General features: G+C 36.2%; 15 protein-coding genes. 5 read left to right on the top strand and 10 right to left on the bottom strand.

Annotated elements, in window-relative coordinates:
- The first annotated feature begins 79 nt into the window (after positions 1 to 79).
- Positions 80 to 796 (top strand): GntR family transcriptional regulator, encoded by a 717-nt coding sequence (locus RV17_RS06770; RefSeq protein WP_071868815.1) that lies wholly within the window; start codon positions 80 to 82, stop codon positions 794 to 796.
- 538 nt (positions 797 to 1,334) lie between these two features.
- Here the strand turns inward: RV17_RS06770 and RV17_RS06765 are convergent.
- The 3 genes from RV17_RS06765 to RV17_RS06755 form a co-directional block, all read right to left on the bottom strand.
- A complete protein-coding gene (locus tag RV17_RS06765) occupies positions 1,335 to 2,849 on the bottom strand; it encodes a flavocytochrome c (protein WP_067481520.1) in 1,515 nt (504 codons plus the stop codon).
- A gap of 396 nt (positions 2,850 to 3,245) precedes the next feature.
- Complete coding sequence (gene murB / locus RV17_RS06760; RefSeq protein ID WP_067481519.1) at positions 3,246 to 4,172, bottom strand: UDP-N-acetylmuramate dehydrogenase; 927 nt, start codon at positions 4,170 to 4,172, stop codon at positions 3,246 to 3,248.
- Positions 4,173 to 4,244: 72 nt separating this feature from the next.
- Positions 4,245 to 5,165, bottom strand: coding sequence for a Gfo/Idh/MocA family protein (locus tag RV17_RS06755; protein ID WP_067481518.1), 921 nt, complete (start codon positions 5,163 to 5,165; stop codon positions 4,245 to 4,247).
- A gap of 119 nt (positions 5,166 to 5,284) precedes the next feature.
- Between RV17_RS06755 and RV17_RS06750 the strand changes: the two genes are divergently transcribed.
- Positions 5,285 to 6,040, top strand: a complete 756-nt coding sequence (locus RV17_RS06750) for an exodeoxyribonuclease III (protein WP_071868814.1) — start codon at positions 5,285 to 5,287, stop codon at positions 6,038 to 6,040.
- A gap of 81 nt (positions 6,041 to 6,121) precedes the next feature.
- Complete coding sequence (locus RV17_RS06745) at positions 6,122 to 6,655, top strand: 3'-5' exonuclease (RefSeq protein WP_071868831.1); 534 nt, start codon at positions 6,122 to 6,124, stop codon at positions 6,653 to 6,655.
- Between the two features lie 598 nt (positions 6,656 to 7,253).
- On the opposite strand, the gene RV17_RS06740 is transcribed toward RV17_RS06745, so the two are convergent.
- From RV17_RS06740 to RV17_RS06725, 4 genes are all read right to left on the bottom strand, one after another.
- Complete coding sequence (locus tag RV17_RS06740; protein ID WP_067485403.1) at positions 7,254 to 7,778, bottom strand: GNAT family N-acetyltransferase; 525 nt, start codon at positions 7,776 to 7,778, stop codon at positions 7,254 to 7,256.
- The gene (tsaE, locus tag RV17_RS06735) at positions 7,771 to 8,244 is read right to left on the bottom strand and encodes a tRNA (adenosine(37)-N6)-threonylcarbamoyltransferase complex ATPase subunit type 1 TsaE (RefSeq protein WP_067485401.1); all 474 of its coding nucleotides are present in this window, start codon (positions 8,242 to 8,244) and stop codon (positions 7,771 to 7,773) included. The genes RV17_RS06740 and tsaE overlap by 8 nt, the downstream gene beginning before the upstream one ends.
- Positions 8,245 to 8,565: 321 nt before the next feature.
- Positions 8,566 to 9,546 carry a phosphate acetyltransferase gene (gene pta / locus RV17_RS06730; RefSeq protein WP_071868813.1) on the bottom strand — a complete coding sequence of 327 codons (981 nt, stop codon included), beginning with the start codon at positions 9,544 to 9,546 and terminating at the stop codon, positions 8,566 to 8,568.
- Between the two features lie 151 nt (positions 9,547 to 9,697).
- Positions 9,698 to 10,378 (bottom strand): uracil-DNA glycosylase, encoded by a 681-nt coding sequence (locus tag RV17_RS06725; RefSeq protein ID WP_067485113.1) that lies wholly within the window; start codon positions 10,376 to 10,378, stop codon positions 9,698 to 9,700.
- A 125-nt stretch (positions 10,379 to 10,503) separates the two neighbouring features.
- Here RV17_RS06725 and RV17_RS06720 point away from each other — a divergent pair, with 125 nt between their 5' ends.
- Positions 10,504 to 11,376, top strand: a complete 873-nt coding sequence (locus tag RV17_RS06720) for a Cof-type HAD-IIB family hydrolase (protein ID WP_067485117.1) — start codon at positions 10,504 to 10,506, stop codon at positions 11,374 to 11,376.
- 26 nt (positions 11,377 to 11,402) lie between these two features.
- Positions 11,403 to 11,918 carry an LURP-one-related/scramblase family protein gene (locus tag RV17_RS06715; protein WP_067485120.1) on the top strand — a complete coding sequence of 172 codons (516 nt, stop codon included), beginning with the start codon at positions 11,403 to 11,405 and terminating at the stop codon, positions 11,916 to 11,918.
- 105 nt (positions 11,919 to 12,023) lie between these two features.
- Here RV17_RS06715 and tnpA read toward each other — a convergent pair whose 3' ends face one another.
- The 3 genes from tnpA to RV17_RS06700 form a co-directional block, all read right to left on the bottom strand.
- Positions 12,024 to 12,479 (bottom strand): IS200/IS605 family transposase, encoded by a 456-nt coding sequence (gene tnpA / locus RV17_RS06710; RefSeq protein ID WP_071868812.1) that lies wholly within the window; start codon positions 12,477 to 12,479, stop codon positions 12,024 to 12,026.
- A 246-nt stretch (positions 12,480 to 12,725) separates the two neighbouring features.
- Positions 12,726 to 13,253, bottom strand: coding sequence for a DUF6568 family protein (locus RV17_RS06705; RefSeq protein ID WP_143139930.1), 528 nt, complete (start codon positions 13,251 to 13,253; stop codon positions 12,726 to 12,728).
- A gap of 145 nt (positions 13,254 to 13,398) precedes the next feature.
- The gene (locus RV17_RS06700) at positions 13,399 to 13,995 is read right to left on the bottom strand and encodes a hypothetical protein (protein ID WP_071868810.1); all 597 of its coding nucleotides are present in this window, start codon (positions 13,993 to 13,995) and stop codon (positions 13,399 to 13,401) included.
- Positions 13,996 to 14,046 lie beyond the last annotated feature (51 nt).

The raw sequence follows: 14,046 nt of genomic DNA, 5'->3' as shown, positions 1-14,046 counted from the left end.
TAATTTCATAATTATATATACAAATTATCTATTTTATATTAAAATGTGTATACAAATAATAAAAAGTGAGGTTTACAAATTGTATAAATACCGTGAAATTTATTCAGATATCAAGCGTGATATTCTAACAAATCATTATCGTGCTGGGACTTTATTGCCTACCCAAGAATTTTTTGCAGAAAAATATGATGTTTCTCGTATTACGTTAAAAAAAGCACTATCTTTATTAGAAAACGAGGGATTAATATTTAGTAAGCAAGGATCTGGTACATATATTCGTCCAACAATTGAAAATAATACAAGTGAATTACTCCCTTTAGATCTGCCAGTTGGGGTAACTTACTCTCATCGTGATCAAGAAATCAAAAGTAATATTTTATTTTTTGACGCGCGTTTGCCTACAGAAGAAGAACAGCAAAATTTATCTTTAAATAAAACAGACCCTGTCTATGAATTTAAGCGTGTCCGTTTATTGAATGGTCAGTATTATAGTTTTGAACATGTTGTTATGCCTGTTGCAATCGCACCTATCACCGAAGAAATACTGCAAGGATCTGTCTATGATTATCTAGGGCATGAAGCCAAGTTGCAGCTGGTTGATGCGCGTCGAATTGTTTATGCAGACCAAGCAAATGAAGAAGTTAGTGCCTCTTTAAAAATCAAAAAAAATGATGCTGTATTGGTGATTGAGCAAATTGGTTACGATCAAAAAGGACGAGCATTTGAATTTTCAAAATCCTATTTTATTAGCAATCAAAGTAAGTTTGTTTTGGATGTACATTTAAAAAAATTGTGAAAGAAGTGTCCAGTCCCGATAAATAAGAATAAATTACCAGAAATTGCTGCTCACATTTTTGAATAGTTTAGACTTATTTTGAAGGAGTTACTTCTTGAACATCGTAAAAAAGGTTGTGGCGCAAAGTGGTTAGCTTCAAGTAATAAGGAATCTTTTCTAAAAATAGCTTTCTATATTTTTATGAAAAGAGGACTTATTACCGAAGAAGCTACTTTGGGAACACCGTAAAAGGTTGTGGCGCAAAGTGGTTAGCTCCGAACAGATAGCGAGCCGTTACTCTAAATAGCTATCCACACATACTTAGTTATAAGACCTGTAAAAAATAAACGGAACTGGGGCAAAAGTCGCCTAAATAGAAAAAACGCCTAAAATTCGTTTTTGAAAACGTTGATTTTAGGCGTTTTTTAAATTAAAAAATGTGTTAAGAACGACTGGACTTTTAGGTTTATCCCAGTCTCGTTTGTCCTACTGATTACTAGATTATAAAAAAACATTTTAAACAAAAAAGCTTGGGGCAACTGCTACCCCAAGCTCATTTTTAATTTTCAGAAACGAATTTAGCTGCTTGTTGACCAGCTTGACGTCCAAAAATAATAATTTCTGCTACTGAATTTCCACCAATTCGGTTATCTCCATGTAAGCCACCAGTTACTTCACCAGCTGCATATAAACCTTTAATTGGTTCATTATCTGCATTTAATACTTCTGTATTGGTATTAATTTTCACACCACCCATTGTATAGTGGATTCCTGGTGCGATTTTGATTGCATAATATTTTGGTTTTGATAGGTCATTATCCATTGCAGTTGTACGATTAAATTGTGTGTCATTTTTATCTGCTACTTCACTATTCCAAGTGTTAACTGTAGTTGCTAATGTTTCTTCAGGAACGTTGATTGCTTTGGCTAACTCTTCAATGCTGTCACCAGCTGTAACATAGCCTTTTTCATCATAGAAATCAATTGCTTTCGCGCGGTCGCGTACACCTTGGTCAAAAATTAAGTAAGCTGATTTGTCTGGTAAAGCAGTAATTGCTGCTGATACTTTATCACGAGTATCCATTTCATTTACAAAACGTTCACCATCGTTATTGACAAGAATTGCACCCTCACCACGGACAACTTCGCCAATCAAAACACCTTTATCTTGCTGAACAGTTGGATGAATCTGAATTTTATCCATATCCACTGCTTGTCCGCCAAGTTTTTCAATCATCTTGATTCCATCACCAGTTGAACCTTCTTGGTTAGTTGTTACATAGCCTTTTAGGTCTGGACGATATTCTTCAATCAACTCTTTACTTGCACCAAAACCACCAGTTGTTACGACAATTGCTTTTCCAGTGATTTCTTTTGGTTTTTCGCCTTGCACTTGAACAGTTACTTCATTCACTGTACCGTCATTTTTCTTGATATCTGTTACGTCTGTGTTTACAAAAATTGGAATCTCACGTTCATGAACGTTTTTCAAAAGACCTTCAACTAGGTACCCACCAATTGCAGAACCATCAGATGGACGATGTGTACGTTTTTCACTCATTCCACCAGTAATCGTTAAGTTATCTAAAGTAATACCATTTGTGTCTAACCAATCAATAGCGTCTGCTGAATGATCAACAAAGTAGCGTAACATTTCTTTGTCGTTCGTTCCTCCGCCACCTTTTAATGTTTCTTCATAAAACGCATCATTTGAATCTGTAATGCCATCTGCTTTTTGGAATTTTGTTTCAGAGGCATTCATTCCGCTTGAAGATTTTGAAGTATTTCCGCCCGCAACTGGCATTTTTTCTAAAATCACGGGATTTAGACCAGCATCTTTTGCCTCAATTGCAGCAGTCATTCCAGCTCCACCAGCACCAACAATCACTAGATCATAGGAATCTTTCATTTCTTTTGGATCAGTATATGCTTGCTCAGATGCACCAGAAGACACATCTGTTGTCTCTTTTGTACTTGAGTTTGATGATTCTTTTGAAGCTGAATTATCTGATGAACAGGCGCTCATCGTGATAACAGATGTAACAATAAATAAACTCGCTAATAATTTTTTCATTTTTTTCCTCCTTTTTCCCAAAGCCCATTATAAGTGAATAAAATCACAATAACAACTGCTATGAGAAAAATTTAAAAGTCATCTAAAAAAATCAGACACTACCAAGTATTTGATAAATAAAAACATAACATAATTTTTAATCGACAAAAAAAGTTGTGACAATCGTCACAACTTTTTTTGAAGTCTTTATCAGGTAATTACTCAAACAGATAATAAACTATTTTTTTGGTTATTCTTATTTACTCGAAGATGGATGCTTGAAGCCACAACCTTATCCACGGTGTTCCCCAAGCAGCTTCTCTCAATAATTCATAACTGTCCAAAAATATGAAAAGCTATTTTTGTCAGTTTCTCATTATTTTTTCGAAGCTGAGCATTTGGAGCCACAACCTTCTTTTAAAATTTTGTTAAATTTTTTTCTGGAGCCAATTCACCAATGATTCGAACTTCCGTTTCTAAGTTTACATCAAACGTTTCTTTGATTACTTGCTGAATATGGCCAATCAATTCCACATAGTCTGTTGCTGTTGCATGATCAATATTGACAATAAATCCTGCATGCTTTTCAGAAATTTGTGCGCCACCCCATTTTAAGCCTTGCAATCCAGCTTCTTGGATTAATTGCCCAGTGTAATGCCCAACAGGACGTTTAAACACACTACCACAAGAAGGGTACTCAAGTGGTTGTTTAGACTGACGCAGTTCAGTTAGTTCATCCATTCGCGCTTTGATTTGTGGGTAATCCCCTTTTTTCAATTGAAAACGTGCTTCTAACACGATTGCCTTCATTTTTTGGATTTCGCTATGACGGTAAGAGAAATTCATTTCTTCATTAGTCAATGTTTGCATCGTTCCATCTTCAAGCAAAACATCTACTTCTGCAAATACATCCTTGATTTCACCATCATAAGCTCCGGCGTTCATATAAACAGCGCCACCGATACTTCCTGGAATTCCACAAGCAAATTCAAAACCTGTTAATGATTCTGCCAAAGCTGCGTAAGTTGTATCAATTAGTTTCGCACCCGCTTCTGCTACAACAACCATATCTTCTACATGAACAGCATTCATTTCAGTCAACATAATAACTACGCCACGAATTCCGCCATCACGAACGATCAAATTACTAGCATTTCCTAAAACCATCCAAGGAATTTGGTTTACTCTGCAATAATCAACGATTTCTTTGACTTCTTCTTTTCTCTTTGGAAAAGCAAGAACATCTGCTGGTCCACCAGTCTTGGTAAATGTATAATTCATCAACGGTTCATCTAAGAGCAAAGTTATCTCTGGTAAGTGCTTCATTACTTCTTCTTTATTCACTGAGGATTTTCCTTTCTATTAAAACATCCACATTATTCTATCACGCTTAAAACAAAGTTACTACCCTCGATGTTAAAGCAAGTGACGAAGCTGTGTCCGAATCATTTGTTCACAAAGTTCATGACTCTGATAAACCCCTGTTTGTTTTAACTGTTGATTGTTCGGTTGCGTGTGTTGGATCTGTTCAAAAAATGCCATAATCATTGGTTCAAATCCGCGTTTTTCTAAAGTGTTCGTCCAATCCCCAAACTCCTTTTGGCGTGTTTGTCCCTCCTGTTGAATCGTCATCTGTGTCAGATTACGAACTTCGTACGTCCCTTGTTCACTTGTTACTTGATACTGTTCTGTATTCGCACCACTTCTCAAGTCCATTGTTAAAATAGCCGTTTGATTCGCCGTTTCGAGATGCAACATAGCAAGTTCTAAGTAGTCATTCTTTTCAATAATTTTACTGTTCACTTGGGTAATTGGTTCATCCAATAAATAAACAGCTGTATCGACTAAATGTAAAAAGAGATCATACACAACAAATTCAGTTGTTTCTTGAGCAGCTATCCGATTTTTTTGTAATTGGATCAGACGTTTATTTGGCAATTGCTTCAATTCTTCAACCATTGGCGCAAAACGGCGATTAAACCCAATCATCAGCACAACCTGATGTTTTTTTGCCAAGGCTTGTAACTCAGCTACTTCATGCAACGAAGTACTTAATGGTTTGTCAATAAACACATGGATTCCCTGTTCTAAACATCTTTTTGCGAGTTCATAATGAACTTTTGTTGCTGCGTGAATCATACATGCTTCGATTTTTTCTGCAATCAATTCATCAATCGTTTCATACAAATGAGAAAATCCATACATCTCTTTGATTCTTTTTTTAGTTTGTTCATTTCTAGTTGCAAAATAAAAGGTCAATGTTCCTTGATTTTTTGCATACGTTGGTAGATATGCTTTTTCTGCAATGTTGCCAACACCGATTACGCCAATCTTCATTTGTTCTCCTCCAATAACGGTTTCTTAACTCAATCTTACACTATTTTTCATTTCGATAAAATTGAAGTACAATGAGAACAGAAAAAAAGACGTACTTAAAGTAAAAAGGAGTGTCTATTTTGAAACTTATCTCTTGGAATGTTAACGGCCTTAGAGCGATTATGAAGAAAAATTTTATGGAGGTCTTTCATGAACTAGATGCAGATTTCTTTTGTTTACAAGAAACTAAATTACAAGAAGGACAAATTGAGTTAAACTTGCCTGGTTATCATCAATATTGGAATTATGCAGTCAAAAAAGGTTATTCAGGTACCGCCATTTTTGCTAAGGAAGAGGCTCTATCTGTTTCTTACGGTATGGGCATTGATGAACACGATCAAGAAGGTCGTTTGATTACATTGGAATACCCAAACTTCTTCTTAGTTACCTGTTACACGCCCAACTCACAAAGCGAATTAAAGCGATTAGCTTATCGACTTGAATGGGAAAAATCTTTTGAAAATTACTTAAATGAGTTAGACAAACAAAAACCAGTAATTATTTGTGGTGATCTAAATGTGGCACATGAACAAATCGACTTAAAAAATTGGAAAACAAATCAAAAAAATGCTGGCTTTACCATTGAAGAGCGAACTGCCTTTTCACACTTACTTGCTACAGGATTTACTGATACTTTCCGTCATTTTTACCCAACGCAAGAAGGTATTTATTCTTGGTGGAGCTATCGCTTTAATGCACGGAAAAATAATGCTGGTTGGCGCATTGACTATTTTTTAACAAGTCGTTCTTTGGATAGCAACTTAATCGATGCCAAAATCCACACTGAAATTTTCGGTAGTGATCATTGCCCAGTTGAATTAGACTTAAAAATGTAAAGATTTATTTTGATTACTAGAAACAGTTTATTTTTCGATAATCTATGTTAGAATACTTTTTAAAAAGGAGGTTTTATGAAAATGAACTTCGTTGCAATGGACTTTGAAACGGCTAACCATCAACCATATAGTGCTTGTTCGTTGGCATTAGTGATGGTCCAAAATAGTCAAATCGTTGATGAATATTATACCTTGATCCAGCCTGAAACACCTTTTTTCTGGCGTAATGTTCAAATTCATGGGATTCATCAAGAAGATGTGCGAAATGCACCAAAATTTCCAGAGGTTTGGTCAACTATTCAAAATTATTTTCAACAAAATCGGCTGGTTGTTGCACATAATGCCGCTTTTGATACTAAAGTTTTAGCTGGCTGTTTAGACTACTATCAACTAACTCAACCAAATTATTTATCATTATGTACGGTAAAAAGCAGTCGCAAACTATTTCCAGAATTCCCTAACCACAAACTCAATACGGTTTGTGAGAATCTCTCTATCTCACTAGATCATCATCACGATGCGCTAGAAGATAGTCGAGCTTGTGCTGAAATCTTGCTTTATCAAGAAAAGCATTTTGGGACGGAGCCACTTAAGAAATTGGCTACTTTGAAATAAGGTTGTGGCGCCAAGCGTTCAGCTCTGAAAAAATAAAGAATAACTGACAAAAATAGCTATTTATGTTTTTGGACAGTTATGAATTATTTCGAGGAGTTGCTTGGGGAACACCGTGAATAAGGTTGTGGCGCCAAGCGTTCAGCTCTGAAAAAATAAAGAATAACTGACAAAAATAGCTATTTATGTTTTTGGACAGTTATGAATTATTTCGAGGAGTTGCTTGGGGAACACCGTGAATAAGGTTGTGGCGCCAAGCGTTCAGCTCTGAAAAAATAAAGAATAACTGACAAAAATAGCTGCTTATGTTTTTGGACAGTTATGAATTATTTCGAGGAGTTGCTTGGGGAACACCGTAGATAAAGGTTGTGGCGCCAAGCGTTCAGTCCAACAAGCTAGCGAACAGTCACTCAAAATAGCTTTTGATATTTTGAACTACCACAATCAAAACAAACAATTTTTTAACACTTAAAGACAAAAAAAGAGGCACAGTTTATAGTGTACATCGAAAGTTAGACCAGAATAGCTAACTTTTGGGGCACACTATGAGCCGTTCCTTTTTTTAATTCCCTAATCGTTTTACTAGAAACACATCTTATACTTATAAATTCAAATAACTCATTTGATACACATCTAAAAATTCACCCGTATCACTTCGCGCACCTCTTGGCATCGTTGATTCAATTTTAAAACCCAATTTTTGATATAAATGTACTGCGCGTTCATTTCGAACTTGAACTTGTAACTCCAAGCGAAAAATTTCTTCACTGTTCTTTGCCCAATCAATCATTTCTTCAATCAGCAATGTTCCTAAACCAAAGCCCCAATACTCTTTTAGTAAACTAATTCCAATTTCTCCGATGTGAGCGATTCGGTATTCACTAGTAGCTTTTACGGAAGCTGTCCCAACAATTTTATCCCCAACTAAAGCAACCAATAACAAATTATTCGCACTTTCAGCCAAATAACCTAATTCTAAAGCAAGTCCTTCTGGTGACAATTGCAAGCCTTCTTCATCCATCACTAAAAATTCTGTTTCGCTGCCAACTTGTTTACTCATTGTCAAAATTTCTTGGGCATCTTCTGGAGCAGCTTCACGGATTACCACACTAATTTCCTCAGCCATTGATTTCTTCCCATCCATTTCGTATTCTTTTTTCAAAATCTGCTCCTTGACTGCCATATGCGCGGAACTTCACATAGCGTTTATCCAAATCTGTATCACTTTTTTCTAAAATCAGTTCCAAATAATCTTCTGGTACAGCTTCTTCCAGTAGATTTCCCCATTCAACAACAGAAAGCCCATCACCTTCAAAATACTCATCTAATCCCAAGTCAGCACCACTTGCTGCCACGCGGTAGATATCCATGTGATATAACGGTAAGCGTCCTTGTCCATACTCGCGAATAATCGTATAGGTTGGGCTTTTAATCATTTGATCGATGCCTAATCCTAAAGCAATTCCCTTGGTCATCGTCGTTTTTCCAGCACCAAGATCACCAGTTAGTATTAAATTGTCGCCTGCTTCAGCAACTTGCCCAATTACCTTCGCAAGTTTTTCTGTCATGTCTAATCCTGTTAATTCAATCATTTTTGGTTCACTACTTTCTATGATTCGTCCTGTTTCTATGTGCAAGTATAACGTGGAACAACCGATTTTTAAAGAAAAAATAAGAGTGTCGACCGAAGCCATACACTCTTACTAAAAATCAACTTTTCAAAAATAAAACGTTTATTGGTTTATTTGTTTGAGATGACCGCTTGAAGCTAACCACCTTGCGCCACAACCTTATTCACGGTGTTCCCTAAGCAACTCCTCGAAATAATTCATAACTGTCCAAAAACATAAGCAGCTATTTTTGTCAGTTATTCTTTATTTTTTCAGAGCTGAACGCTTGACGCCACAACCTTATTAGTCCATCAAAGTTTGTGCTGCCGTAATAATTGACAATTTATAAACATCTTCTTCATTTGCCCCACGTGACAAATCAGAAACTGGCTTGTTTAGACCTTGTAAGATTGGACCAATTGCTTCAAAGTTACCAAAACGTTGCGCAATTTTATAGCCAATGTTTCCAGATTGAAGCTCTGGGAATACAAAAACAGTTGCTTGGCCTGCTACATCTGAATTAGGTGCTTTCAATTGTGCAACTGCTGGCACATATGAAGCATCAAATTGTAATTCACCATCAATCATGTATTGAGGTGCTAATTGTTTCGCAATTTTTGTTGCTTCTACAACTTTATCTACTTCAGCTGCTTTTGCAGAACCTTTTGTTGAAAAACTCATCAACGCAACTTTTGGCTCGATGTCGAATAATTCAGCTGTCTTAGCTGAGTCAACAGCGATTTCAGCTAATTCTTGCGCCGTTGGATTGACATTGATTGCACAGTCAGAAAAGACATATTTTTCTTGATCTCTTCCGCGAACCATAATCATCGCACCACTTGTACGACTCACACCAGGTTTTGTCTTGATGATTTGTAAAGCTGGACGAACTGTATCACCAGTCGAGTGAATAGCACCAGAAACCATGCCATCAGCAATCCCCATATAAGTCAACATTGTACCAAAATAGTTGACATCTTTTAAAATTTCTTGTGCTTGTTCTTTGGATGCCTTTCCATTACGACGTTCAACAAAAGCATCAACCATTTCATCCCATTGTGCATAATTAGCAGGGTCAATGACTGTAAATCCTGAAGCTTTAATCCCACGCGCATGGGCTGCATTTTTGATTTCTTCTGGGTTACCAATCAAAATTGGTTCCATCAATTCTTCTGCTTTCAAACGAGCAGCAGCGCCCAAAATTCTTGCATCAGTTGCTTCTGGAAAAACGATTTTAATACCACGACGAACAATTTTAAATCTTAAATTATCAAACAATTCCACGAGATGACCTCCAGATATTTTATATACCCAATCATACACTATTCTCAAAAAAAAGAACAGTTTATTTTATCTGTATTAGTCATAAATGCTATAAAAATGAAGTTTTTCACATAGATGCAAATCTGCACTATAACAGGAAAGCGCTGTTTTATTACACTGTTTCAGGCAGTTGCCATTCAATTGGTGTTTCGCCTAAAGCCACCAATGCATCGTTTGCTTTCGAAAATGGTTTCGAGCCAAAAAAACCACGATGTGCTGACAGCGGACTTGGATGTGGTGAAGCCAAAATGACATGGCGACTGCGATCAATCATTTTGATTTTTTCTTGAGCTGGTTTGCCCCATAAAATAAAAACGATTGGCTGTTCCCGCTCATTTAATTTTTCAATGATTCGATCTGTTAATTGTTCCCAGCCTTTTCCACGATGTGAATACGCTTGTCCTTCTCGAACAGTCAAAACAGTATTTAACAATAAAACGCCTTGCTTTGCCCAAGAAACCAGATTTCCATGTTGTACTGGCACGATGCCCAAATCTGACTGCATTTCTTTATAAATGTTCACAAGTGACGGTGGTGTCTTCACACCCGGTTGCACCGAAAACGATAAGCCATGTGCTTGATTCACACCATGATAAGGATCTTGACCCAGAATGACTACTTTGACTTTGTCATAGGGCGTTAATTCTAATGCTTCATAAATATGATACATATCGGGATGTATCTTTTGTGTTTGATATTCTGTTTTTAAAAATTCACGTAAAGATTGATAATAAGGTTTTTCAAATTCATCTGCTAAGATTTCTTGCCAGCTATTATGAATGATTTTTTTCAAAATCCTTCACCTCCTTTTCAAAGGATAACCTACAAATTATTCTTAAACAAGGGACAATCTTCCTCGCGTTGCCTCCTTAATATGGTAAACTAAGAAGAAGAATTAGAAAGGAACGGTAAACAATTATGATCAAACTAATTGCATCCGACATGGATGGTACATTATTAGATTCACACATGAGCGTGACACCGGAAAACGCCGAAGCGATTCGCTTTGCTACACAAGCTGGAATCGAATTTATGGTAGCTACTGGTCGTAATTATCAAGAAGCGCGTGCCGCTTTAGATGAAGTTGGTATCGATTGTGCGATGATTACTTTAAACGGTGCACAAGTTTTTGACAAAGAAGGCAATTCTCTTTTTACAGTTGCCATCCCTCACCAAGAAGCAGCGCTTGTACTAGATATTTTAGATCAAAATAAAATCTATTATGAAGTTTCAACCAACAAAGGCTTGTATTCTGAAAGCCAAGCAAAAAGAATAGAAAGCTTCGCCTCCATGGTTGCTACACATTTACCACATTTGACTTACAAAATGGCCATCGCAATGGCTTCAGCAAATTTAGAATTACTTCATATTAATTACATTGATAGTATTCGTGATCTTTTGCAACAAGACGAGGAAATTGAAGTTTTGAAAATTATTTGTTTCCATAATGAAGGGCCAAGTGTTCTCGGTCCTGTCGGCAAACAAATTGATGAACTTGGTAATCTAACAGTTACTTCTTCTGGTCAAAATAATATTGAAGTCAACCATAAAAATGCTCAAAAAGGAATTGCTGTCGCACACGTTGCAAACGACCGTGGCATTTCTTTAGATGACGTCATGACTATTGGAGATAATTTCAATGATGTCAGTATGTTGCAGGTAGCAGGTGTAAGCTTTGCTATGGGGAATGCAGAAATTGACGTGAAAGAATATGCAAAATACACAACTGCGACGAATTTAGAATCTGGCGTTGGCAAGGCAATTTTACGTGCAATTGCTGAAGACTTATAGTTTTTAGTTAGAAAAGAGGGATAACGATGTCAGAATTTTTCATTCAAGAAAAACAGCTTAGTCGTGCGACTCGGACAATCGTTAAAAACGAGGATGGTCAATCACTTTTCTTAATGGTTGGTCGTTGGGGAACGAAAGGCGATGCACTTTCGCTTTATTCAATGAATGGAAAACTCGTTGCGCACATCAAGCAAATCAGCCTGACATTTGGTACTCGCTTTGAACTTTACAAAGATTTTGAAAAAGTTGGCACCATGCAAAAGATTTTTAATTGGCCAGGTGATTTTTATTATATTCGTCACCTTCATTGGACAGTTCAAGGGGATATTTACAATCACCGTTACCACATCCATCATTTCAATCAGCCGATTATGGCGATGAACAAAGCCACTTTGTTTACTGGTGACTACTATGTACTAGATGTGACCAAAGATGAAGATGCGCCACTTTGCATTTGTATTGCTGCTGTTTTGGATTATTGGCTCTACCACAAAAACAAAAATAAGGAACATCCACTTGATTTTCGATTGGATCTGAATTAACGCCTCTCAGTAAAAAGCCCTAGAAGGGCTCACTACTTGCTGCTCCCTTCAAGGGAGCTTTTTTAAAAGACCGCCAACCGCTCTCTCTCTATTTTTTTCTAGTCTTTATTTGCTAAATAGATCGCTGTACTCTCTTTTACTTATACTATCTCTTACTCGATCTTCCGCTTCTTGTTCTCGTATATATTTTGCAATTGTTTTTTGATTGAATCCTACAGTACTCACGTAATATCCTTTGGCCCAAAACGATCGATTTCCATAATTATATTTCAGATTCCCATGACGCTCATGTATAATTACAGCACTTCTCCCTTTTAAATAGCCCATAAAACTTGATACACTCAGTTTAGGCGGGATTCTGACTAACAGATGAATATGATCTGGCATCACATGGGCTTCGATAATTTCTACCTTTTTCATTTCACACAGTTTTCTCAATATTTTCCCAATGTCTTGTCTCAACTTTCCATAAATGACTTTTCGTCTGTATTTTGGTGTAAGCACAATATGATACTTACAATTCCATCGAGTATGTGCTAAACTTTTATCGTCATTTGACATAAAAACTCCTTTCGATTTGATAACGGTTGGTAGCCTTTATCTAGTATATCGAAAGGAGTTTTATCGCTAAAGCTACTTCTTCCACGCGCAGTACGCGTGGTTTTTTTGTTTCAATCGCTTTACCGATTGAAACCGACTAAAGTCATGAGTAAAAAACTGCAGACATCATCCTTTTTTGGGACTTTGTCTACAGTCTGAGTAGTAGGTATCCTTACCTACTACTTTCAAAATCGAATTCTTGACAAATTAGTTAGCCTGAACAAAATAATTAAAATCAGCGATAGTGTTGCCCTGAAATCGTGTGTAACTCCCCTTTTCGATTTTAAAAAAAGATGGCACGCCAGAAATCTTTAGCTTAGCATACATTATCTGCTTTTCTTGAAACGTCAACATCTCAGTATCTATATAAAAGATAGGCTGGTCTATCTTTTGGTTCGTATAAGCAGTATAGCGTATGAAGGACCGACAAAACTCGCAAGTGATTCTTCCAACGTAAAGATAGCCAGTTTTTTTATTGAGGTTAGATAAATCAGAAGAAATGTTCGTAAATTTCTCTGTGTGTTTCTTATAAAATCGTTTATTTTCTTTTGTCAGTTCCAAGTCGCGTTTATCTACATTTATTAACATCTGTTGATTTGTAAATGATTCTACTGGAACCATTGAATGGTCATATTTTGCATAAGCAAATACGCTACAAAGAATTAGAATAAAAAGATACCCAAATAAAAACCACTTTTTTTCCTGTTTTTCTTCTTTCGATAATTTTGCTAGCATATAAATTGTCATGAATATGTTTATGGCGATAAACAAGTTTATGTATCTGATGATGTTATAAGTATGAGAAGTGATCAGATCAAATCCCCCATAACCTCCGAAAATAACAGCAAACGAAACGATGACTGGTAAGCAGTAGAAACTCTTATGCACAGTTTATTGCCATCCAGGATAATGTTCCCACCAATGCTATTACTGTAAATTCTGCACCAGCGAATTCAACAATTAAAGCAGCCACTTCACGCCATGCCATTTGTTTAATGAACCCCATAACACCAGCACTAATAATTGCAGACCATAAAGTTGCACCAATGAAATCTTTTATCGAGCTTGACATACAATCTAAAAACGCACCACGAACCAAATTATTTTGTCGTACTAAACTGAAATCTTTTATTTCGGAGTATCCCTGAGAACTAGTTAACTTTGTCCCATACTTTTCTTCTAGCTTCGCATAATCAATACCAACAATTTCTCCTTGTTCATTTGTTAACAAAGCTTGTGTAAACATAAACTCTAATTCACTGGCTACTTTATCTATCTCTGCTTTTTTTTGCTGATTAGATAAATTAGCAAAAACCATTTTTGATTTTTTAATTCCTTTTTGAAAATTCATACTTCCGCTTAATTCTACCTTTGATAGCTGATTTTTTTCAATGGTTTGAGCTGAAACCGATATAGGCACTACTACACTAAGTAAAACTAACAGTACAGAAAATAGTACAAATACTTTTTTTGACATAATTGTTCCCCCTGTAAGTATTATTTTTTTGAATTCAGCTGATTTCAAAAA

Origin of the sequence: Enterococcus thailandicus, assembly GCF_001886265.1 — a bacterium.
GTDB classification, from domain to species: Bacteria; Bacillota; Bacilli; order Lactobacillales; family Enterococcaceae; genus Enterococcus_B; species Enterococcus_B thailandicus.
The sequence above is the reverse complement of the archived record's forward strand: the minus strand, read 5'-3'. Positions and strand labels throughout refer to the sequence as shown.

What these genes read in the sequence shown, in the direction of transcription:
- RV17_RS06765 (WP_067481520.1), bottom strand. Translation starts at nt 2,849, where the DNA reads ATGAAAAAATTATTAGCGAGTTTATTTATTGTTACATCTGTTATCACG.
- RV17_RS06755 (WP_067481518.1), bottom strand. Translation starts at nt 5,165, where the DNA reads ATGAAGATTGGCGTAATCGGTGTTGGCAACATTGCAGAAAAAGCATAT.
- RV17_RS06745 (WP_071868831.1), top strand. Translation starts at nt 6,122, where the DNA reads ATGAACTTCGTTGCAATGGACTTTGAAACGGCTAACCATCAACCATAT.
- RV17_RS06740 (WP_067485403.1), bottom strand. Translation starts at nt 7,778, where the DNA reads ATGGCTGAGGAAATTAGTGTGGTAATCCGTGAAGCTGCTCCAGAAGAT.
- tsaE (WP_067485401.1), bottom strand. Translation starts at nt 8,244, where the DNA reads ATGATTGAATTAACAGGATTAGACATGACAGAAAAACTTGCGAAGGTA.
- RV17_RS06720 (WP_067485117.1), top strand. Translation starts at nt 10,504, where the DNA reads ATGATCAAACTAATTGCATCCGACATGGATGGTACATTATTAGATTCA.
- RV17_RS06715 (WP_067485120.1), top strand. Translation starts at nt 11,403, where the DNA reads ATGTCAGAATTTTTCATTCAAGAAAAACAGCTTAGTCGTGCGACTCGG.
- tnpA (WP_071868812.1), bottom strand. Translation starts at nt 12,479, where the DNA reads ATGTCAAATGACGATAAAAGTTTAGCACATACTCGATGGAATTGTAAG.
- RV17_RS06705 (WP_143139930.1), bottom strand. Translation starts at nt 13,253, where the DNA reads ATGCTAGCAAAATTATCGAAAGAAGAAAAACAGGAAAAAAAGTGGTTT.
- RV17_RS06700 (WP_071868810.1), bottom strand. Translation starts at nt 13,995, where the DNA reads ATGTCAAAAAAAGTATTTGTACTATTTTCTGTACTGTTAGTTTTACTT.